Raw genomic sequence first — 20,510 nt, forward strand, 5'->3', positions numbered from 1 at the left:
GGAACCCCCGATCGGACCAACCGAGCTGCGGGGGAGGGGGCTGAGGATGCGGCCGGGCGCGTCCGGTCCCAGGGTGGAGACCGGTCCCGTACGAACGGGGTGCGGGCCGGGAGGAAGGAGCGGGCCGTGGCGAAGAGGAAGAGATCCTCAGGGAAGCAGGAGTTCGACAAGGGGGACGAAGTCGCCTGGCGCAGTCACGGCAGTGAGACCGAGGGCACGGTGGAGCGGAAGATCACCGAGCGGACCCGCGCCGCCGGGCGCACGGTCGATGCCTCGTCGGACGAACCTCAGTATGAGGTGCGCAGCGAGAAGTCCGGGCGGACGGCCGTGCACAAGCCTGGTGCTCTCAAGAAGAAGCGGTGAGGAGGGTCACGCCGTGAAGGACGAGGCGAGCGGCGCGACACCGGCGAGACGGGCGGCGGCCGGGTCGGGATGACGATGCGCCAGGACTTCAGCTGTGCGAGGGCGTGTTCGCCGGGGGCTCTCAGTCGAGCGTGGTCGCGGTTGAAGTTCTGGTAGTGCTCAGCCTGTTCGCGATGGTGGCAGGGGGTGCGGATGGTGGCGCCGGCGCCCTGGTAGGCGCGGTCCGCGAGCACGAGGACCTGCCGGGTGAGGCGGGCCAGGACGATCGCTGGGCCCTTCGGGGGACTGACGGCACACCCCCAACGTGTCGGCTGGCCGATCCGGCCGTTTGGAGATCGGCTGGTCCCATGGCCGCTGACACCCCTCCGCTGAACCTCGGCGAGCAACTGCTGGAACACTTCCTCACCACCGGCCGGACGCTGGACCCGCTGGAGGCCCAGACCATGGCCGAGCAGTACGCGCAGGCCCTCGGCCTCGGGCACTGCACGGTCTACCTGGTCGACATCCAGCAGAACCAGCTGGTCCCCGTCCCACCCGGAGCGCCCTGCCTGCCCGTCGAGGGCAGCCTCGCCGGGTGGGCCTTCCGCACTGGCTCGCTGCGGATGGCGGAGGACGGCGCCGCGGGAGTGGTGGTCTGGTTCCCGCTGGTGGACGGCGCCGACCGGTTGGGCGTGCTCTGCCTGCGGGCCGCCGCCATCGACGGCGACGTGGTGCGCCGGTGCAGGCTGCTGGCGGCGCTGCTGGCGCTGGTCATCACCGCCAAGCGCGCCACCAGCGACAGCTACGCTCGCACCGCCCGCTCCGACACCATGAGCCTGCCGGCGGAGATGCTCCGCGCCTTCCTCCCGCCACGCACGCTCTGCGCCGACCAGGTGATCTCGTCCGCCGTACTGGAGCCCGCCTACGACCTGGGCGGCGACGCCTTCGAGCACACGCTCACCGCCGGCGCGCTGCACGCGGCCGTGCTCGATGCGATGGGCCACGATCTGGCCTCGGGCCTGACCGCCGCCCTGGCGCTGGCGGCCTGCCGCAACGCCCGCCGCAACGGGGCCGACCTGTCCGGGCTGGTCGCCACCATCGACGACGCGCTGGCCCGCTGGTTCCCCGACCGGTTCGCCACCGGCGTCTTCCTGCGGCTCGACATCGCGACGGGCCTGATGCGCTGGTCGAACTGCGGTCACCCGGCGCCGCTGCTCATCCGGGACGAGGTGGTGGTGACCGACGCCCTGGTGCGGGACGCCGAACCGCCGCTCGGGCTGCTCGACGTCATTCCGACCGAGCGGGCAGTCCACAGCTTCCAGTTGCTCCCGGGCGACCGGGTGCTCATGTACACCGACGGGGTGATCGAGGCGAAGGGGGCGGACCACGAGTTCTTCGGGCTCGACCGGTTCGCCGACTTCGTCATCCGCGCCATGGCGGCGGGGGAGCGGGCGCCGGAGGCGCTCCGCCGGCTGATCCACGCCCTGTTGGACGGTCAGAACGCCACCCTGTCGGACGATGCGACCATCATGGTGATCGAGTGGCGGCCGCCGGGTAGCCCGCCGGGTCACAGCTTCCCACCGGGCCTGCCACGCCCCTGAACGGCGCCGGAGCGGGTCTGGTCATCCTCGTCGTCAAAGCTGAGCGGGCGCGGTCGCCTCCCGCCCACCGAGATGCTTCCAGACAGGCCGGGCCGATCTCGTCGAACCGGTGAATCACCTCCCGCACCGTGTCCTCGACAGCCTGCACGAGCCGGGCGATCACCGGCACCTCGTTGCCGCCGACCGAGGCCGGCAGCATCATCGCCCGCCGGTACCGCACCGTGCCCGTGCTACCCCGCCGCACGACCCTCTCTCACTACCGGCCTTCCTGGTCCGTGAGCCGGCGGACCAGAAGCGGCTCTGCCATCGTGCCCCTTCCGAGCCGGACGTCTCGCGACGTCCAACCGGCCTGGGAGCCCCCAGCGCCAACCCGGCGAACCTATGTGGTCATCGCACTAGCCCTTGACGGGGTCGCTTCCCGGTTCCTTGACGACGCGGTCGTCGATGTCGATCGACTTCCAGAGTCGGCGGCCGACGCGGATCTTCACGAAGGCCCCGTCAGAAAGCCGGATTTCGAGGAAGTGGTACATGTTCGAGCCGTCCAGCATGCCTCGGGACCTGCCCGTGACCACACCTTCCCAGGCGTCATCATGTCCTGATGTGCGTGACTTCTTCATGTTTCGAATTATATGAGGGCTTTCCGGTGGGCCGGGTTTACGGCTTCACCTCGCATCGGGAGCGAACGCCTCCGCGGCGCCCGGCCGCCCGCCCGTTCCTCACCGACCCGAACTCCGCGGCCCCGCGTTCAGGCGTCCTCCTCCTCATCCGCCGTCTCCCGTTCCCCCTCCGCCTGGGAGGGGGTGGTCCGGGGCATCGCGTCGTCCGCCAGCTCCCGTTCCCCTTCCGCCCGGGAGGGAGTGGCCCGACGCACGGAGTCGTCTTCGTCTCCTCGCAGTCCGTCGTCGGGAGCCCGTTCGGTGGAGGGTTCCGTTCAGCTCCGCCCGGCCTCCCGTGTGTGCTCGCTCCGATCGTCGTGGGGGCCTGTCCACAGCCTGCCTCCCGCTGGTCTCCGGGGTCGCCGGCGGGGCGGAACGACGCGTGCTCCGCACCGTCTCCCCTCCCCACCGGAAGGGCGGGTGTCCCCCCGGGGCCCGCGCATGCGACCAGGTCGGTGCTACGCGGGTTCCCCGGGCGCGGCCGTCGATTCGTCCGCGGCCCCGTCGACCGCGGTGTCCACGTGCATGGCGGCCTCCTCGGCGGAGGCGGCGCCCTCGTCCACGCCGACGTCCCGGGCCACGGCGCGATCCCGTCGCCCGCCCGGAGGCACGTCGACAGGGGCGAGGCGCCCCGCCCGTACGGCGCCCGCCTCCTCGTCGACGGGCTCCCCGGCCCCGTCTGCCACGTCCCCGACGCCGTCGCCCCCGGGCACCGCCGCGTCCGGGATCTCCTGGGCGAGCCGGGCGTCCAGGGGCTCGCCCGCGCGCTGCTCCCGCTGGGTCGTGCCGTACCGGGTGACGCCCCTCGGACGTTCGGGGGGCGAGTATCCGGGCACGGACGTGTCGTCCAGCGGATCCGTCACGAGCGTGTTCTCCGGGTCAGGGCCTCGGGACGCCGCCTCGTCGTCCTCGGACGGGACCGGCTGATACACGTCGTCGCCCCGCGCGTCGTCCGGCTCTGCCGTCTCACCGGTTCCGTACTGATCGGATGCGTCGCGCTCCATGGTCGATTCCTTTCGTCCGTCGTCGGGGGCAGGCTCGTCGGCCCGCCCGGGCCGTGTTCCCGGCCGGTTCGGTCAGTGGGCCGCCAGCACGATGGCGTATACGAGGAAGAACAGGGCGCAGAGGAGCACCACCGCCCAGAGGGCCACCAAGGGTCCCGCGGCCCAGCCGCGCCGAGGCGGCCGGCGGGGGCCGGTGGCCGTGCCGGTTCCGGTCTCGGCGGGCGACGTCACTCCCGGCCCGGCGCCGGGCGGAAGGGTGCGGGGGCCCGGGTCGGGGTTGCTCGGTACGGTCATGACAGTCACTCCCTGCGCGTGCTCGTAGGATCCGCGCGGTCTCGCGGCCGATCACGGCGGCCTCACGTTCGGCGCCTTGCCCGGGAGCCGACTGCCGAAACAGGCCAGGGTGTGCCGATGTGCCCCACCGGGGCCCCTCTGCCCCGGCGACCGGCTCGTGGTCCCCACCGACCGCACGCGGGAACGTCGGCCCGGCGGCCGTGGCCCCTCCCGATGTCATGCGCGACACCCGGGCCGACCACCCCCGCGAGGTCGCCCGCGTGCTCACCGCCGCGGTCGATGACGCGACCGACCGCCTCTTCCAGGACGACGCCACGGTTCTGCGCCCGGACCGGCGCACGGCCTCTTTCGGCCCGGCACCCCATGGGGTGCCAGGCCGAACCCACCCACAAGCACGTGAAGCCTCTGGTGGACACGGTTCTCTTGGTCGGAAACCCATCTACCAGGGTCTTTGCCATGTGGTCAGCCCAACGGCCGTACGCCAGAGAGAGGTTGGAAAAGGCTCACTCGCTCATGGACCGGGGGCACGGCCAGCTGGCCGAAAGTCCGGGCTGACCGGAGACTCTCCCGGCCAAAGGGTCCAAGGGCGTGGTCCTGCTGTCGCAGGATCCGATCCGATCCGATCCGATGCGTATCGGTCGGCGTCGGCCCGGGCGTTCGGCCGGGGTGCGGCGCTGCGTGGCGCGGCCCGGGCTGAGGCCGGGGCCTGCGGGTGGGTTCCCGGGGCGCCCTCGGTGCCGTGCGCGTCGGCCACCGGTGATCACCGCCCTGATGGGTACAAGCGGTGAGTCGGCGGAGTGGAGAGGGGCGGCTGTGATGGGAGCACTGGTTGCGGGTGGCTGGGGGCTGTTCGCGGGAGCTGCCTTGCTGTTGGGCGCAGCCCTCGGCTCATTCGTCCGGGTTCCGCCGCGGTGGATCGCGCTGGTGATGGCGTTCGGCAGTGGTGTGCTGCTCGCCGCGGTCTCGTTCGAGCTGATAGCCGAGGCCTACGAGCGGTCCGGCATGGGGCCGGTGGTGGCCGGAGCGGCCGGGGGCGCGGTCGTGTACTCAGGGGCGAACGCCTTGTTGGCGCGGCGCGGAGCCCGTCACCGTAAGCGCTCCGGGCGGCAGCCGTCCGAGGCAGAGCAGCCCGGCTCGGGGAACGCCATCGCGTTGGGTGCGTTGCTGGACGGCGTGCCGGAGTCTGTGGTCATCGGTACCGGGCTCCTGGGTGGCGCGCACCTGGGGACGGCCACTGTGGGGGCGGTGTTCATCAGCAATCTTCCTGAGGGGCTCGCCAGTGCCGCCGGAATGCGGAGTGCCCACCGGAGCCTCAGGTACGTCTTCGGCCTCTGGGGAGGGATCGCGGTCATCAGCGGACTTTCCGCGCTGGCGGGATACGCGTTGCTGGGCAACGCTCCCGCAGAGGTGCTGGCGGCTATCACGGCCTTCGCCGGCGGGGCGATCCTTGCGATGATCGCGGACACGATGATTCCCGAGGCCTACAGCAAGGTCCATCTGCTGACGGGCCTGGTCACCGTCATCGGATTTCTGGCGGCGTTCGCCATGGCGCGTGCGTGAGGCGCCATGGCAGCGGCGCGGACCGAGGACGGAGTGCCGGTCTGCCCCTCGGCAATATGCTGCGTGATCGCTGCGAGCGGCGGGAGACGGTCGGCGGCGGCCCTGGATTCGCATCGACGGTGGGAATTTCGGCGCTTTCGACGGTTCGCGATCATCTGTCGGCACGGGATGCCGTGTCTGTGCTTTGAAACCTTTCGAAGGTCAGGCAAGGTCATGGGCTGAACCCCCCATCTGCTGACGGCGTGACAGCCGTGCCGAGGAGTACCCATGACCGGGCAGATTCTTGCGAGTTGGAGAGACGGCTCGGCCCGTCAGGCGATCGTGGATTTCGTCCACGCGACGACGACGCCGGGTGCAGAATTCGTCGAGCCGGCCGACCGGATCGCCACGTTCGACAACGACGGCACGCTGTGGGTCGAGCAGCCTCTGCCACCGCAGTTCGACTTCGTCTTCCGTACGTGGGCAGAGGAGGTGAAGGCCGACCCCTCACTCGCGGCGCAGCAGCCGTACAAGGCGCTCATCGAGAAGGACGCCGAGTTCTTCAAGGGCCTGGCGGCGCAGGACCCCACGGTGATGGAGACCTTGCTGAAGGCCTTCACCCGCTCGTGGGCCGGCAAGACGCCCGAGGAATTCGACGCCCAGGTGCGCGAGTGGACCGGGACGGCGAAGCACCCGAAGCTCGGTGCCCCGTACGGGGAGCTGGTCTACCGGCCGATGCTGGAGCTCTTCGCCCTTCTCCACGCGAACGACTTCCGGGTCTTCGTGTGCTCCGGCGGTGGACGCGACTTCATGCGCGTCCTCGCCGAGGAGACCTGGGGGATCCCCCAGGAGAACGTCATCGGTACGGCGGCCGCGTACACCTACGCCGACGGGAAGCTCATCCGCTCCCGCGAGCTCCTGGGCAGCCTGGACCTGGGCGCCGGCAAGCCCGAGCACATCTTCGCCCACACCGGCCGACTGCCCGTCTTCGCGGGCGGCAACGCCGACGTGGACATCGAGATGCTCCAGAGCGCACGGTTCGCCTTGCTCGTCAGTCATGACGACGACGAGCGCGAGTTCTCCTACACCACCGGTGCCGAGACGTCGCTCACGAAGGCCATGGAGCTCGGCTGGACGCTCGTGAGCATGAAGAACGACTGGGTCACTGTGTTCTGACCGGCAGGCCGCGAACGTGACCTGAGGGCCATCTCGCCGTGATCGTCGAGCGGACGCTCCCACACTCCAGAGCACCCCCATCAATCACCCAGCCGTGTTCGTCCCCCGTGGAGTTCTGAATGAACGACCTCATGGCAGTCGATGTCCTGCTCAACCCGGACGAGAGCATGATCGCGCTTGCGAAGCAGGTCAACGCGCGCATGCTCACCAGCATCCCCGCACCGACGGGGTTCACTCTCGACGAGCACCACCAGCCGCACATCACCACGCTGCAGCGTTACGTGCGCACCGCCGCCCTGGACCAGGTGTACGCGACGATCGACGACGTGGCCGCCTCCGTGGACCTGTCGACCCTGAAGCTGACCACCCACAGCATCGCCCACATGGAGGTGCAGCCCTCGATCGGTCTGGCCGCCATCGTCGTCAAACCCGGGCCCGAGGTCCTCGACCTCCAGGCCCGCCTCATCGGCGCCCTGCGTCCCTACACCGGCAGCAACGGCACCGCGGACGCCTACGTCCGCACCGACGCCGAACCGGACATCAACGCGCCCACCCTCACCTACATCGAGAACTACGTCCCCGATCACAGCGGCGAGAACTACCTCCCCCACATCACCGTCGGCCTGGCCACCCTCACCGACCTGAAGACCATCGAAGCCGAGCCGTTCGAGCCGCTCACCTTCTCCGCGCGCGGCATCAGCATCTATCAGCTCGGCAACAACGGCACCGCCGCCCGAGCGCTCAAGAGCTGGGGCATGTAGCGCGACGGTCCACCGCCGGCCTTCGTTCACGCTCTCCATGTCGCCAGCGCCAGCGCGACAGCCTGGACGAGGGCACCGGCCCAGATGATCGTGTCGGGTGCCACCGCGCGCGGGAACCGGGCGAGCACGGCGTTGGCCACCAGTGCGGAGACCGCCGTGCAGGAGAGCAGCATCGCGCCGCGACCGGCTCCGCCGAGAGCACGCTCGCCCAGGAGCGGGACGCACGCCGTCAGCATGCCCTGAGCGATACAGGCGATGACCGAGGTGAGGGTCGCTCGAGCCAGGGCCGGCTTCCCGACGATGATCCGCATACCGGCAGCAAGGTCGCTGATCAGGGGGGTTGTCCGAGCGCCGCCCCGAGCCCGGCCGGGACGGGTGGGCAGCATCCACGCGGCGGGGAGCGCCAGGGTGATGAGCGTCGCGGAGACCACCACGGCCGTCGGGGCCTCCAGCATCTCTGCCGTACCTCCAGCGAGAGCCGGGCCCGCCAGACTCGCCACGCTGAACGTCATGGAGTCGAACGCGTTCGCCCGGAGCAGGCGGTCGCCATGCACCACTCGGGGCAGTTGGGACGTCCATCCGCCCGAGAGGGCCGGCCCCACCAGCCCCGTCACCACGGCGATCAGTACGGTGACAGTGAACGGCAGCCGGCTGAGGCCCACCAGAATCGTCCCCAGCCCCGCCGCATAGATGACGAGGGCTCCTGCCGGCAGGCGTCCCGGTCGTGCAGCCCTGTCGAGGAGCACCCCGAGCACCGGCCCGCCCACCGCGGCGGAGATGGTCGTCCCCGCGAGCAGTGTCGACGCGTCAGTGGCCGATCCGGCCAGGGCGAACCCTGCCGGCATGAGCGCCGGTCCCGACATCTCGTCCCCGGCGCGGGCTGCCACGGCTCCGGCGAGGAATGAGGAGAGCGCGTAACGCTTTTTTCATGGGCGAGACGTTACGGAGGTAACGTAAAACTCGGCAAGATGCGTTACATTCCTTCGGTGTCCTCCCACCGTGATGACTGGTCCACCCGGCACTCCGTGCTGACCACGGCGCGGCGGACCGCCGCCCTGATCAACGCTCTTGCTGACGACCGCCCAGACCCGGCTGAGGTCGCCGACGTGCTCCGCGCCTACGGTGAGACAGACCCCATCGACCTCACCCCCCGCGATGTCGCCGGGATGCGCGCAGCCGCCGCCCTACTGCGACAGGTCTTCGCGGCCGAGCATGCCGATGACGCCGCAGTCGCTCTCAACCGCCTTCTGCAGGAACACACCGGCCCGCTCCGCCTGACCTCCCACGGCGGCAGCACTCCCTGGCATCCTCACCTCGACCACGACGACAACGCGCCCTGGGATGAGTGGCTCCTTGCTTCGTCGTGCATGGCTCTGACCGTCCTCGTCTGGGACCGTCAGTGCCCGCCCGGCAGGACGTGCGCATCACCCAGCTGCCAGAACGTTTTCATCACCCAGGGCAGCGGCCCGGAACGCCGCTACTGCTCCCGCCGATGCGCAACCCGAGAACGAGTCGCAGCCCATCGGCGTTCGCACTCCGCAGGCCAGTAGCCGAGCCAAACCAAGTGGTCCGTCATCCACGTCGGTCTGCTCGGCCGACGCCGGCGCCGCATTCAACGATTCGTACGCCGGGGTGCTGGCTGATGTGGCGCACAGGCCGTTCAGGGAGCGTGCGGGGGCAGGGGGGCGCATTCACATAGAAGATCAATTCGAGTGCGCCCCATGGGGTGACGTGCGGTTTTCCAAGATCGCCCGGTTGCTAGCTTCCTGGTCATGACTCAGTTGATGCAGTCCGGCCAGCAGCCGGACCACCTCGCGCTGCCCTCCGTGCGTGAGGCGAGCGAATCGTTTCGTCCTCTCGTGCTTGACCCGGCCACGTCTGCGGACGCCGCCGTCCTGGCAGGGCTGCGGGAATCTGCCGGCGTGCGTGAGGTCCATGACCGTATCGAGGACCAGGTCGAGGAACTTCTGCGCTGCAGGGCGCCCCACGATCCCTTCGGTTCCCGCTCCCGCTCCCGTGCGATCGCCGAGGCTGTGAACGGCAGGCCCGAGACCTACGGCAGGTGGGTCTGGTACCCGTGGTCCGGGCGCCTGGTACATGTGCTGCCGGAGGCGGAGTTCCGACTGGTGCGGACCGATCGCAACCGTGACAAGGTCACCCGTGAGCAGCAGCACACCCTGCTGCGGCGCCGGGTGGGTGTCATCGGGCTGTCGGTGGGCAGCAGCGCGGCGTTGGCCTGCGCCATGGAGGGAGTCGGCGGGGCCTTCCGGCTGGCGGACTTCGACCAGCTCGGCCTGTCGAACCTGAACCGGTTGCGGGCCGGTGTGCACGAGCTCGGGGTGGAGAAGAGCGTGCTGTGCGCGCGCCGCATGTACGAGCTCGACCCCTACCTGGACATCGAGGTCTTCCGGGGCGGTATCACCGAGGACACCATCGGGGACTTCTTTCGCGGTTCTGCAGGCGGTGACGGCCTGGACCTGCTCGTCGAGGAGTGCGACACCCCGTGGGTCAAGGTCGCAGCCCGGGAGCATGCCCGTCGCCGGCGCATCCCCGTCCTGATGGAGACCAACGACCGGGGCCTGCTCGACATCGAGCGCTTCGACATCGACCCGGACCGTCCGCTCTTCCACGGCCGCACCGGCGACGTCCGCGCCGACGACGTGCGCAGCCTCGACCGCGACGAGGCCATCCGCTTCCTGCTCACCATCGTCGACCCGGAGCGTCTGAGCCCTGCCATGACCGATGCCCTGACCCGTGTGGGACGTTCCCTCTCCAGCTGGCCCCAGCTGGCCAGCGGGGTGATGCTCGGTGCGGCCCTCATCACCGACACCGCCCGCCGCATCCTGCTCGGCGAACCCCTGCCGTCCGGCCGGCACTCCATCGACCTTCACACCCTCGTAGCCGCCGGCACGGCCCAGCACGCACACCGGGAAGCCAACCGGTGAACCGCGTCCCCGAACTGCGCGGCGAACACCTGCGGCTGCGGGAGCTGCGCGCCGACGACCACGAGCCCTTCACACGGATCCACACCCACCGTGTGCTCACCCGCTACCTCGGCATCGACCGCATGGACGCCGGCCACGCCCATGACACCTTCGCCCGGGCCCTGGCCCAGCCCCACATCCCTCCCCGCCGCAAGTACACCCTGGCCATCTGCGCCCCCGACGACGACGCCTTCGTCGGTACCATGGGGCTGCTCGTGGAGGACTACGGAAGCAACGCGATGCTCACCAGCCTGGTCCTGCTGCCGGGCGCTCCGGTGAGCGGCCACGGGCACGAGGCGGGACGCCTGCTGATGGCCTTCGGTTTCGGGTACCTGGGCCTGCACCGCATCTGGGCCGGCCACCGCAGCGACCACCACCACATGGCCCGGATCATGCACGCCGCCGGACTCCACCCGGAGGCGACCCTTCGCCAGCTCTTCCGCACCCAAGGCTGCTGGCACGACGTCACCACCTATGCCACCGTCGCCCCCGAGTGGAAACGCCAGGCCACTTCCCGAGAACTCGCCATCCTCGACGGCGCGGACTCAGTGTCAGCTTGACGCCCAGGGTCGCGGCGTCTGACGAGCGGGATGTCCGGCGCCATGACCAAAGGCGAGATGGTTCGAACATACCGCTGGGGCCGGGGGATACCGCCGCCGATGCAGCCGACCGCGGCGGTCCGACCGCACGGTCGATCAGTCCCGGTGCAGCGGCCGGTGGGGGAGCGGCGGGGGCCAACTCACCAGCACTGCCGGCTGCGCTTGGAGACAGATTCGGCATCCGCGAGCAGCTGTCCCTCTGAGGGCGGCATGGAGGCATCGCCGTGCTCGTAGACTTATGACGTGACGTTCATGAGCACCCCGCACTGCTGCTTCCTGTGATCGGAAGGCGCTGAGGGCGATGCCGGACGGCGTCGCCCTCCTTGGTGTGCCTGCTGCACGAACCACGTCCCGAATGCCCGTTTCTCCCTGAGGCGCGGACGCTCTGGTCGCGCAGGCACGATCCCTTCCCTTCACCCCTTGCCAGGAGTGTCTCGTGCCCTTGTCGCTTCCCCCTGCCCTCGATCTGTCCCTCGACCTGCTGCGTTGCCCGACGTGCCGTACGCGCCGCCTGCACCCCGACCGCGGTGCACTGCGTTGCCCGGTGGGCCATGCCTTCGACATCGCCCGCCACGGCTATGCCGGCCTGCTGACGGGCACCCGTGCCACCAGCGGCGATGACGCAGCCATGGTCCGGGCTCGGGACCGGTTCCTGTCGACCGGCGCCTACGCGCCCATTCGCGAAGTCGGGGCACGCTTGGCGGCCGATGCCGTGTCTGAGCAGGGCACGGTGGTGGACGTGGGGTGCGGGACGGGTTACTACCTGGCCGCCGTACTCGACCAGTTGCCCGGCGCTCGTGGTCTGGGGCTGGACACATCCGTGCGCGCACTGCGCCTGGCAGCCCGTGCCCACGACCGAGCCGCAGCGGTGGCTTGGGACGTCTTCCGTCCCTTGCCCCTGGCCGACGGCGCGGCCGATGTCGTGCTGGACGTGTTCGCACCCCGCAACCCGGCCGAGTTCCACCGCGTACTGCGCCCGACCGGCCGGCTGATCGTGGTCCGACCCACCGGGCGGCACTTGGCCGAGCTGCGTGGGCAGGTGCCTGCGATGGTCACGATCGACCCGGCCAAGGAACAGCGCCTGCACCGGGCACTCAAACCGTTCTTCGAGGTCGCCGTCACTGAACGGGTGGAGTACTCGGCGTCCTTGCCCAGGCTGGATGCCCTGGACCTGGTTGCGATGACGCCGAGTGCACGCCACGTGAGTCGTGCAGACCTGGATGACGGCGGCGTCCTGCCCGACCAGGTCACCGTCTCCGTGCTGGTCACCGCCTACCAGCCTCGGTGACCACGAGCGGGCGCATGCGCCTGCTGACCGACGAAGAATGGGCACGGGCGCCCTGCCTTCCCCGAAGCGCGGGGAAGGCAGGGCGCCCGTTCGTCGACCACCGTCGCATCATCGAAGGAATCATCTGCCGACACCGCACGGGCATTCCCTGGAGAGATCTGCCCCGCGAAGCATTCGGTCCCTGGCAGACGGTGTGGAAGCGCCATCGCAGGTGGGCGGCCGACGGCACCTGGGACACGGTTCCGGCTCGACTGACCGCCCGGGCGGACTCGAACAAGAGGATCGTCGGGGCGGTATCGGTCGACTCGACAATCGACCGGGCCCATGAGCACGTCACGAACACGGCTCGGCCGGAGGCGGACACCAACGCCGCCACCCTCGGCGGCAAGAGCGAAGCTTCTGCCCTCGGGCGCGAGCCGGCCTCGTCTTGTCAACAGAGCTTTCAGGCCCGGGCATACTCAAAGGCTCGGCTCGCGCCCGCGAAGGCCCACACCCGCCGGCCTTCGCCTCCGATGAGGCGTACTCCTCCAAGCAGGTCCGCGCGGACGTCGCAGGCCTCCTGATCCGCACGGTGATTCCCGAGCGTGCCGATCAGGAGGCCAACCGCAGGAGGAAAGGCCGCTGCGGGGGACGGTCCCCGGCCCCTGGACACCGAGACCTGCAAGCGCAGGAACGTCGTAGGACGATCAGCCTGCTCAAGCGGTGGCGGGGCCTCGTTACTCGTGACGACAGGCTCGCGATCGTCTACCGTTCCGCAGCCGTGCCCGGCGGCAAGCATCGCGCCTGGTTGCGGAGTTGAGAGTCGGACCTGGTGGCCGGCGGGTGCCCGGGCCGTCCGGCGTGCTCGGATCGACGCGGTCATGGCGCGCGGCATTGTCTGTCCCGCCGCCCGACACCTCTAAGCGGATAGCTCATCCGATTTTATGCTACGGTCATCGACAAACGGATGAACTATCCGCATGACGGGGTGGAGGAGCACATGGCGAAGACGGCTGTGGTCACGGCGGGGACGGCCGGTATCGGACTGGAGACGGCCCTGGGGCTGGCCGGCGCCGGGTTCTCGGTCACCGTGGTCGGACGCAACGCCGACCGGGGTGCCCGGGCGGTCGACCGAATCAACGCAACGAACCCGGCGCATCCCGTCCGGTTCCTGCCCGCCGACCTCGGCTCGCTCGACGAGGTGCGCGCGCTCGCCGACCGGATCGCCGCTGATCACGCCGCATCCGGCGACCCGCTGACCGTGCTGGTCAACAACGTGGGGGCGATGTTCCCGCAGCGACAGACCCTGGATGGCGTCGAGGCGTCGTTCGTCGTCAACCACCTCTCGCCGTACCTGCTGACGGAACTGCTGCTGCCCACGCTGACAGGCGGGGCGCCGAGCAGGATCGTGAACGTGACCTCGGGTGCGGTCGGGCTCGCGAAGAAGACCTTCGACACCGTCGAGCCCCCCGGCGGCTACTACGGCTTCCACTGGTACGGCCGCGCCAAGCTCGCCAACCTCGTCTACACGCTCGACCTGGCGAACCGACTGAAGGGCACCTCCGCCTCCGTCTTCGCCGCCGACCCGGGAGGCGCCGCGACCGACATGACCAACGGGACCCTGGCCGACCCGAAGGTCGTCTCACCGGCCCTGCGGCTGCTGTGGCCGCTGGTGCGTCGCAAGTTCGAACGCTCCACCTCGGGTCCGGCCTCCGTGGCTGCCCGGCCCTCGATCGTCGCCGCCACTGACGAAGCCCTGGCGGGCCGGACCGGCGTCGTCATCGGGGCCCAGGCGCACCCGGTGGCGCCGCTGCGAGCAGCGACCGACCCCCGCATCGCCCAGGACGTGCGTCGGCTCAGTGAACGGTACGCACCTCTTACGGTCTCCTGATCCGCCAGGCGGTGCGGGTGCTGCCGACGGCATCATCCGGATGGAGAATCCGGTTAGCATGTCCTCCATGACGATGCCCCTGCGCAAGGACGCGGCCCGCAACTGGGACCGGATCGTAGCGGTCGCCCGTGCCCTGGTCGACCAGGGCGTATCCCTACAGCTGAACGACGTCGCCAGCCGCGCCGGACTCGGAGTCGGCACCGTCTACCGGCACTTCGCCACCCCCGAGGCGCTGCTGGAGACCGTCGCCACTCCCTGCCTGGAAGCCCTGGTCGACCACGGCCAGCAGGCTCTGACCGGCGTCGATCCATGGCGCGCGCTCGAAGGTTTCCTGTTCCGCACCGTCGAGGCGCAGGTCACCGACGCGTCCCTGGCCCCGGTCGCCGCCGCAGCCACCGACACCCTCCCGCGCACCACGGAACTCAAAGAGGCGCTCCGGTCGGTCGGCACCGCACTCCTCGGCCGGGCTCGCGATGCCGGAGCGGTCCGACCTGACCTGGCCGCCGCCGACCTCGTCCCGCTCATGTGCGGCATCGCCTACGCCGTCAACGTCCACGGCGGCACGCCCGCCGACCGGATCGACGCCGCACACCGCTACCTGGCCACACTCCTCGAAGGACTGCACGCCACGCCACAGCACGCGTGAGAACACCGCCCACGCACCAGCCGGGACGATCCACACCTGCCGCACCACTGCATGGCAGAGCTCGGCATCCTGATGAGCCTCAGACTCGCCGCGGTGTCAGAAGACACCGAACCCTCCCGCTCCTGGGCACGCCTCGACGCCCTGGGACGGGCATACGTGGAGTTCGCCCGCACCGAGCCGGGCTGGTTCAAGACAGCCTTCTCCGCAACCGCCACCCGCACACCGCCCCTGCCGGAAACCTCTGAGAACGCCCCACACCCCTTTCTCCTGCTCACACAGTGCCTCGACGACCTGACCGCCATAGGAGCGGTACCAACCCATCGGCGACACGGCTCCGAGTACGCAGCGTGGTCCGCCGTCCACGGACTGAGCCACCTGCTCATCGACGGGCCACTCAGAGCGCTCCCTGAGCAGGAAGTCCAACTGGCACTGCAGGTGACCCTCTCGGTGATCAGCCGCGGCCTCTGACCTGCAGCCGCCCAGCTCTTAGGCACCACGAGCCCAGAGCCACGGAATCCAAGCCGCCGCTCCATCTGGAGCCGGCCCCGAAAGCCGAAGTCGAAGACAGCGAAGAAGGCGGAACCACGCGAGCAGCGCAAGCGACTTCAGGAAGCCGGGAAGCGACGCCTCGCCGCTGCGAACTCGCGCAGGCCCCGCTCCCGGCAGAACCGGATCGGCAACGCCGCCACGTGCCGCAATGAGCCTCGGCCAATTTAAAGTCGCAGGTCAAAGGGCTGGTGTGATCGGTCTTGCGGGTACTCGTGCTGGTCTTGGGCGGTTGTCTGTGGTGTAGATCGTTTGCCTGCGGTCGGCTGTCGGTTCTTGAGGTACGTCTCGTGATGTCGGCCCTCGCAGAAGGGCGGATTCGACGTCTCGGGTTCCAGGAGTCGTCACAACATCTCAGCTCAGGGGAGGCGATGGAATTCGAGGTCCGGGCGAGACGGGCAGAAGGCCGGCAGACGAGTGCACCCGGCAGCGGTACGCGGCCACTCACCCGTCTTCACAGGACTATGGGGCCAAACGGGTGAGGGTGAAACCTTCCTGCCGGGGGAGACGCCACCGGGGCGGTCCCGGGCGGGGAAAGCGATGATGACAGCGCGTCCTCCCTTTCAGCGAAGGATCAACCCATGCGCTTGCGCAATACCGTGGCCGCCGCCCTCGGCGCCCTCCTGCTCTCCGCGGCCCTGCCGACCTCGCCCGCCACCGGCGACTTCGCGTACACCTACGGCGGCCTCAACGGCCTTAGAAGTCATCTCATTTGGCTGAGTGGGTAGGCTGCCGGTCGTGGTGGGGATTGTTGAGCGGCTGGTGCCCGAGGCTCCATCGCGGCCTCAAGGCGGTGGCCGGCGTCGGCATGGTGACCGGGAGGTGCTGGCGGCGATTCTGTTCGTGGCTACGTCGGGGTGTACGTGGCAGCAACTGCCCACGGCGTCGTTCGGGCCGTCGGGGGCGACAGCCCACCGGCGGTTCTCCGAATGGACGAAGGCCCGGGTGTGGGCCAAGCTCCACCGTCTGGTCCTCGACGAACTCGGCGCCCGAGGCGAGCTGGACTGGTCCCGCTGCGCGATCGACTCCGTCAACATGCGGGCCCTGAAAAGGGGGACCTGACGGGCCCGAATCCTGTCGACAGGGGCAAATTCGGGTCGACGATACACTTGATCACTGAGAGGACCGGCCTGCCCCTCTCGTCGGAGTTTCCGGGGCGAACGTCCACGACAGCCAGGCCCTCCAGCCTCTGGTCCGGGGCATCCCGCCGATCAGATCTTGCCGCGGACCCCGTCGCCGCCGCCCCGGCAGGCTGCACGGCGACAAAGGCTACGACTATGCCCATCTGCGGAGATGGCTGCGTAACCGCGGAATCCGTCACCGCATCGCCCGCAAGGGAATCGAGCCGTCGAACCGGCTCGGTCGGCACCGATGGGTCGTAGAGCGAACGATGTCCTGGCTCTCGGGCTGCCGTCGCTTACACCGGCGCTACGAACGCAAGGCCGAACACTTCCTGGCGTTCGCAGGCATCGCGGCAGCCCTCATCTGCTACCGCCGCTTGAAGACAAACGCCAAATCGATTCAACGGCTACGGCAACATGGCTCAAGTGAGCGAATCGACTGAGCAGGCGCAGACCACAGAAAGCCTCTGGCGGGAATTCCGCCAAGAGCCGTTCCCCGACAGCCTGCGACATGCCACCTTCGGGGGCACAGACGCGTGGCTCCTAGAGTTGGACATCGCCGGCTGCGTTCTTCGCTGGCTCGACAACAGCGGCCCTCTTGACTCGAAGTACAGCGTCCTCCTGCAGAGTCGCATCGAGGACCTGGACCGAGTCATCCCTGAGATCGATGACCCTGCAGGAACCCAGTACTGCCGACGGTTGCAGCAGCTCGCTGTACTCGCGTCAAGGAACCTGTCCAGCACCAAATGAGATGATGTCTTAGCCTGCCTGGCCGGGACCACCACGTTCCGCACCACGATCGGCACTACCTCGACGTGATGCACAAGCACACGGCTTGACATCGCTGATTCCACAGAATGATCCGGTTGACGTGGCCTTCGACGACTCCGGAGTTCGAGGGCAGTGTGAATCCGGCGATGACCGCATCGCGGTCTCGGTCGATGCCAGCGGCGAGAGTGTGGAGGCTGGCCAGGTCGTCCTGGCGGACGGCGTCGAGCCACTGCGGGAGTCGTTCGCCCTGGCGCTCGGTGAGCATGCGGGCGAAGGACCGAACGTGACCGGTCAGGGCGTCGAGTTCGGGGCAGTTGGCCAGGACGGCCTTGAGCCGGAGCTGTTCGATCTCGGTCAGCGTCTCGGGTCGACTGAGGATCCACCTCGTCACCACGCGGGGTGCCGGTGGTTGCGCGGTGACCGGCCGTGGCGAGGTGCGCTTCTCTCGCAGGTAGGCGCTGACCCGGCCGTAGCTGCCGCGATAGCCCATGGGAACGATCTCTTCCCAGAGCTTCCAGGCGTTGGTGCAGCCCTCGTCCCAGCGTTCGTCCAGGTAGGGCTTGTACTCGTCGAGGACGGAGGTCCGGTTGTGCTGCCACTGGCCGCGAAAGAGGTCTTCCGGCTTCGCAGCGTCGGCGAGGCTCTTGACGGTGCGGTGGGTCATGTTCAGCTGGCGCCCGATGGAGCGGCGACTGTGGCCGGCTTCCAGCAGCGCGTGGACCGTGGCGTGCCGGGCTCGGACGCGGTTGGCGAACCGCTCGCTCCGCCATGGCGAGTCCGTCTTCTCCTCGGGCGGCGCCGGTTTCTCGGCCTTCGCCTCGGGATCGGGGACCAGGACACCAAGGCACTGACGGTGGCGGGCAACCGCCCGCTCAGCGGCTTCCCCAAGGTTGTGCCACAAGTGCCAGCCGTTGGCGACCTGTGCCGCCTGGGGTGCCCCGGCGGTGAGGATCTTCAGATCCACCGCGATCTCGTCCCACTCCTGCAGTGGCTGCAGGTCGCGGCGCATCCGGGCCTGGTCGGCGATGACGTAGGCGTCCTTCGCGTCGGTCTTGCCGTCTCCGCGGTAGCCACGGGAGGCGTGATGAACAGTGCGGCCAGGAATGTAGAGAAGCCGCTGGCCATGGCTGGTCAGGAGGGCGATCAGCAGAGCGCCACCGCCGGCGTTCAGGTCGATGGCCCATGTCACCGGGCTGTCCTCGGCCAATGCGAGGACGTCGCCTATCAACTCCAGGAGCTCAGCCTCGTTGTTGGGAACCCGGCGCGAGAGCACCTTCGTCCCATCCGTGTCGATCACCGTGCAGTGATGCGCGGCCTTGCCGGCATCCGTCCCCGCCCAGAGCTCGGGCACCCGAGCCTCCCTCGTCGATCGGTTGACTGGACCCTGCAGACGACCACGCCGACGTGTCCTTACGAAGCGATCTTGGTTCGCTCATCCCAATGAGTGGCCGTGTCGTCGCGGGGCACTGGGCGGCCAATCAGTCAAAGCCACACCTTCGGCAGGAGCGCCGTCCAGCCACACCCAAGCCCCCGGGTCTCCCGATCGTACGAAGGACCGGAATCAACCCGCCAACACGGTAAGGAGCGCGGTGGCCCTTGAGCACAACAGTTAGTGGGTAGGCCGATCCTGGCTGCCGGTCTGTCTGAGCTGGGAGTTAGCCTCCGTCCATGAATTCTGTGCGGCCTTCGAAGGTGGTCACGCGCCACCGCGACGGGGAGATCCATGCGTACGTACTGGACTCCGGCGCGTTCGGCACGCTGGAGCCTGCCGCGGTGTTCCGGCCTCGCCGCCGGGACGAGGTGGTGGAGTCGGCGGTCTGGCCCGGTCTGGAGCGGGTCGTGTACACGACGCTGGACAGCGTCGTGTGCCTCACCCGCGCCGGTGACGTGGTGTGGACGTCGGAGTTCGAACCGCATTCGGACCGGCCCTACGGGCACCATCCTGGTTGCACGCTGTCCCTGGACGGGCGTCGCGTGTGGGTCTACCGGCCGGATGGAATGGCTGGACGCGGCGGTGCGGACCAGTGGGTGATGCACGGCGCCGACAGCGGGGCGGTCCTCGCCCGCTGGGAGCTGGACACGGTCGGGCACGGCGCCTTGCAGCGCGTACACCCTGCGGACGGCAGCATCTACCTCAATGTCGGTGAGGGCCAGGACGGCTCCGCCATTCTCCGAGCTGAAGTCAGGGCCGACGGCGAGCCGGAATTCGTGACCTATCCGTGGTGGGACCGCTGCCTGATCGACCTGGCGCCGGACGGCCGGCAGTTCATGACCGTCGACCATGGGCAACACGACGTCGCTTTCCACCGCCACCCCAGCGGGGACGTGCTGTTCAGCCTGCCCGCCGAAGCCTTCGGGCACGAGCCGAAGGAGACGTTCGTGGAGTGGAGCGGCGGCTATCTGACCCCGGACCTGGCCATCGTCACCGTGGGCGGCACGGACGAGAACGAGGAAGACGAGAAGGAGTGGTTCCGCTGCCACCTGGTCGACGTACGCAGCGGCACGGTCAGCGGCGAGATCACCGTCGAGGCGGCGGCCAGCGCCTACGAAGTAGTGCCCCTGGGCGACGGCACCTGGCTTACTGGCAAGCCTGACAGCAATCCCGTCCGCCGGGCGCACACCCCGTTGGCACCGTCCGACTGAGCACTGTGGTTGTCCAACGGCGCCAACTATCGCGTCTCAGTCACACTGGTTGTGACTGAGCAGTCGCACGGGCAACCGGCCGGCGACCGTCGAAGAGACCTCGCCGCCGCCTCCAGGAGCGGCGTAGCGCCGTGCCGAGGCGCCGAGTGCCTGCCAGGGACGACGGTGTCTGGCGCACGAGCGTGCTGTCTTCTGATCGTGGCGCTGTGATACAGCAACACCATCCCGCGGTACGCCTACGGGCATGGAACGTCAGACGACGTCGGGCCGTGGAGGCCCTGAACGGCCAGCCCATCGGTCCGCTGCCCTCACAGCCCTTGGTGGAGCTCTGATCGGAGCCCTCTCCGGCCTCCTAGGAAGCGGGCTCGGCTACGTACAGGGAGAGAAGACACAGGTCGCCACCTCCAACGCCCGACGAGCTGACATCCGACGAGCCGCATACGTCGAACACGCAGCCAGCTGTCACTCCTTCGAAGCCTCACTCCTCCGCCTCGTGCCGCTCGCCAATGAAGGAGCGGACAAGGGGGAAAGACGCCGCGAGGTCGAGGAGCGGTTCATCCCCGCCATCGACCGACTAAAAGAGCGTTTTGTCCCGGCAGGGCTGTTTGCTTACTCGGGCGACGAGGCCGCTTGGATGAGGTGATCGGGCGTGTGGCGATCGGGTCGTGA

21 protein-coding genes and 4 pseudogenes are annotated in these 20,510 nt (G+C 69.2%); 18 read left to right on the top strand and 7 right to left on the bottom strand.

Features of this window, described 5'->3' with window-relative positions; translation table 11 throughout:
- The first annotated feature begins 126 nt into the window (after window positions 1-126).
- Window positions 127-363 carry a DUF2945 domain-containing protein gene (locus ACGF1Z_RS35320; RefSeq protein WP_393010704.1) on the top strand — a complete coding sequence of 79 codons (237 nt, stop codon included), beginning with the start codon at window positions 127-129 and terminating at the stop codon, window positions 361-363.
- A gap of 71 nt (window positions 364-434) precedes the next feature.
- Here the strand turns inward: ACGF1Z_RS35320 and ACGF1Z_RS35325 are convergent.
- Window positions 435-809 (bottom strand): annotated as a pseudogene (locus ACGF1Z_RS35325) (transposase family protein); the annotation flags it as partial.
- On the opposite strand from ACGF1Z_RS35325, the gene ACGF1Z_RS35330 reads away from it, so the two are divergent.
- On the top strand, window positions 711-1,943 hold the full coding sequence (locus ACGF1Z_RS35330; RefSeq protein ID WP_393010706.1) for a PP2C family protein-serine/threonine phosphatase: 1,233 nt from the start codon (window positions 711-713) through the stop codon (window positions 1,941-1,943). The pseudogene ACGF1Z_RS35325 and the gene ACGF1Z_RS35330 sit on opposite strands and share 99 nt — an antisense overlap.
- A 23-nt stretch (window positions 1,944-1,966) precedes the next feature.
- Here ACGF1Z_RS35330 and ACGF1Z_RS35335 read toward each other — a convergent pair.
- The 4 genes and pseudogenes from ACGF1Z_RS35335 to ACGF1Z_RS35350 all read right to left on the bottom strand — a co-directional run.
- Window positions 1,967-2,250 (bottom strand): annotated as a pseudogene (locus ACGF1Z_RS35335) (helix-turn-helix domain-containing protein); the annotation flags it as partial.
- Window positions 2,251-2,338: 88 nt separating this feature from the next.
- Entirely contained in the window at window positions 2,339-2,560 is a 222-nt protein-coding gene (locus ACGF1Z_RS35340; protein ID WP_393010708.1) for a hypothetical protein, read from the bottom strand.
- Between the two features lie 497 nt (window positions 2,561-3,057).
- Window positions 3,058-3,603 carry a DUF5709 domain-containing protein gene (locus tag ACGF1Z_RS35345; protein ID WP_393010710.1) on the bottom strand — a complete coding sequence of 182 codons (546 nt, stop codon included), beginning with the start codon at window positions 3,601-3,603 and terminating at the stop codon, window positions 3,058-3,060.
- A 72-nt stretch (window positions 3,604-3,675) separates the two neighbouring features.
- A complete protein-coding gene (locus ACGF1Z_RS35350) occupies window positions 3,676-3,897 on the bottom strand; it encodes a DUF6480 family protein (RefSeq protein WP_393010712.1) in 222 nt (73 codons plus the stop codon).
- Window positions 3,898-4,713: 816 nt separating this feature from the next.
- Between ACGF1Z_RS35350 and ACGF1Z_RS35355 the strand changes: the two genes are divergently transcribed.
- The 3 genes from ACGF1Z_RS35355 to ACGF1Z_RS35365 all read left to right on the top strand — a co-directional run bounded on the left by ACGF1Z_RS35355 (window position 4,714) and on the right by ACGF1Z_RS35365 (window position 7,373).
- Window positions 4,714-5,457, top strand: a complete 744-nt coding sequence (locus tag ACGF1Z_RS35355; RefSeq protein ID WP_393010742.1) for a ZIP family metal transporter — start codon at window positions 4,714-4,716, stop codon at window positions 5,455-5,457.
- A 267-nt stretch (window positions 5,458-5,724) separates the two neighbouring features.
- Window positions 5,725-6,612 carry an HAD family hydrolase gene (locus ACGF1Z_RS35360; protein WP_393010714.1) on the top strand — a complete coding sequence of 296 codons (888 nt, stop codon included), beginning with the start codon at window positions 5,725-5,727 and terminating at the stop codon, window positions 6,610-6,612.
- Between the two features lie 131 nt (window positions 6,613-6,743).
- On the top strand, window positions 6,744-7,373 hold the full coding sequence (locus ACGF1Z_RS35365; RefSeq protein ID WP_393010716.1) for a hypothetical protein: 630 nt from the start codon (window positions 6,744-6,746) through the stop codon (window positions 7,371-7,373).
- A 26-nt stretch (window positions 7,374-7,399) separates the two neighbouring features.
- Here ACGF1Z_RS35365 and ACGF1Z_RS35370 read toward each other — a convergent pair whose 3' ends face one another.
- The gene (locus ACGF1Z_RS35370) at window positions 7,400-8,260 is read right to left on the bottom strand and encodes an MFS transporter (RefSeq protein WP_393010718.1); all 861 of its coding nucleotides are present in this window, start codon (window positions 8,258-8,260) and stop codon (window positions 7,400-7,402) included.
- 81 nt (window positions 8,261-8,341) lie between these two features.
- On the opposite strand from ACGF1Z_RS35370, the gene ACGF1Z_RS35375 reads away from it, so the two are divergent.
- The 11 genes and pseudogenes from ACGF1Z_RS35375 to ACGF1Z_RS35425 all read left to right on the top strand — a co-directional run bounded on the left by ACGF1Z_RS35375 (window position 8,342) and on the right by ACGF1Z_RS35425 (window position 17,177).
- A complete protein-coding gene (locus ACGF1Z_RS35375) occupies window positions 8,342-8,923 on the top strand; it encodes a CGNR zinc finger domain-containing protein (RefSeq protein WP_393010720.1) in 582 nt (193 codons plus the stop codon).
- Between the two features lie 222 nt (window positions 8,924-9,145).
- Window positions 9,146-10,318: a ThiF family adenylyltransferase gene (locus ACGF1Z_RS35380; protein WP_393010722.1), complete on the top strand. Its 1,173-nt coding sequence runs from the start codon at window positions 9,146-9,148 to the stop codon at window positions 10,316-10,318.
- Window positions 10,315-10,917: a GNAT family N-acetyltransferase gene (locus tag ACGF1Z_RS35385; protein ID WP_393010724.1), complete on the top strand. Its 603-nt coding sequence runs from the start codon at window positions 10,315-10,317 to the stop codon at window positions 10,915-10,917. Before ACGF1Z_RS35380 ends, ACGF1Z_RS35385 begins: the two co-directional genes overlap by 4 nt.
- A gap of 475 nt (window positions 10,918-11,392) precedes the next feature.
- Window positions 11,393-12,244: a methyltransferase domain-containing protein gene (locus tag ACGF1Z_RS35390; protein ID WP_393010726.1), complete on the top strand. Its 852-nt coding sequence runs from the start codon at window positions 11,393-11,395 to the stop codon at window positions 12,242-12,244.
- Window positions 12,241-13,043 (top strand): annotated as a pseudogene (locus ACGF1Z_RS35395) (IS5 family transposase). Before ACGF1Z_RS35390 ends, ACGF1Z_RS35395 begins: the two are co-directional and overlap by 4 nt.
- Before the next feature lie 180 nt (window positions 13,044-13,223).
- Window positions 13,224-14,114, top strand: coding sequence for an SDR family NAD(P)-dependent oxidoreductase (locus tag ACGF1Z_RS35400; RefSeq protein WP_393010744.1), 891 nt, complete (start codon window positions 13,224-13,226; stop codon window positions 14,112-14,114).
- A 67-nt stretch (window positions 14,115-14,181) separates the two neighbouring features.
- A complete protein-coding gene (locus ACGF1Z_RS35405; RefSeq protein WP_393010728.1) occupies window positions 14,182-14,760 on the top strand; it encodes a TetR/AcrR family transcriptional regulator in 579 nt (192 codons plus the stop codon).
- Between the two features lie 51 nt (window positions 14,761-14,811).
- The gene (locus ACGF1Z_RS35410; RefSeq protein ID WP_393010730.1) at window positions 14,812-15,228 is read left to right on the top strand and encodes a TetR-like C-terminal domain-containing protein; all 417 of its coding nucleotides are present in this window, start codon (window positions 14,812-14,814) and stop codon (window positions 15,226-15,228) included.
- Window positions 15,229-15,887: 659 nt separating this feature from the next.
- The gene (locus tag ACGF1Z_RS35415; RefSeq protein ID WP_393010732.1) at window positions 15,888-16,034 is read left to right on the top strand and encodes a hypothetical protein; all 147 of its coding nucleotides are present in this window, start codon (window positions 15,888-15,890) and stop codon (window positions 16,032-16,034) included.
- Window positions 16,027-16,870 (top strand): annotated as a pseudogene (locus ACGF1Z_RS35420) (IS5 family transposase). The gene ACGF1Z_RS35415 and the pseudogene ACGF1Z_RS35420 overlap by 8 nt, the downstream one beginning before the upstream one ends.
- The gene (locus tag ACGF1Z_RS35425; RefSeq protein ID WP_393010734.1) at window positions 16,854-17,177 is read left to right on the top strand and encodes a hypothetical protein; all 324 of its coding nucleotides are present in this window, start codon (window positions 16,854-16,856) and stop codon (window positions 17,175-17,177) included. Before ACGF1Z_RS35420 ends, ACGF1Z_RS35425 begins: the two are co-directional and overlap by 17 nt.
- 55 nt (window positions 17,178-17,232) lie before the next feature.
- Here ACGF1Z_RS35425 and ACGF1Z_RS35430 read toward each other — a convergent pair whose 3' ends face one another.
- Entirely contained in the window at window positions 17,233-18,549 is a 1,317-nt protein-coding gene (locus tag ACGF1Z_RS35430) for a transposase (protein ID WP_393010736.1), read from the bottom strand.
- A 317-nt stretch (window positions 18,550-18,866) separates the two neighbouring features.
- Between ACGF1Z_RS35430 and ACGF1Z_RS35435 the strand changes: the two genes are divergently transcribed.
- Both ACGF1Z_RS35435 and ACGF1Z_RS35440 read left to right on the top strand, forming a co-directional pair.
- The gene (locus ACGF1Z_RS35435) at window positions 18,867-19,841 is read left to right on the top strand and encodes a hypothetical protein (RefSeq protein WP_393010738.1); all 975 of its coding nucleotides are present in this window, start codon (window positions 18,867-18,869) and stop codon (window positions 19,839-19,841) included.
- Window positions 19,842-20,085: 244 nt separating this feature from the next.
- Window positions 20,086-20,484 carry a hypothetical protein gene (locus ACGF1Z_RS35440; protein WP_393010740.1) on the top strand — a complete coding sequence of 133 codons (399 nt, stop codon included), beginning with the start codon at window positions 20,086-20,088 and terminating at the stop codon, window positions 20,482-20,484.
- Window positions 20,485-20,510: the final 26 nt, after the last annotated feature.

This window comes from Streptomyces sp. NPDC048018 (assembly GCF_043202995.1).
GTDB lineage: Bacteria > Actinomycetota > Actinomycetes > Streptomycetales > Streptomycetaceae > Streptomyces.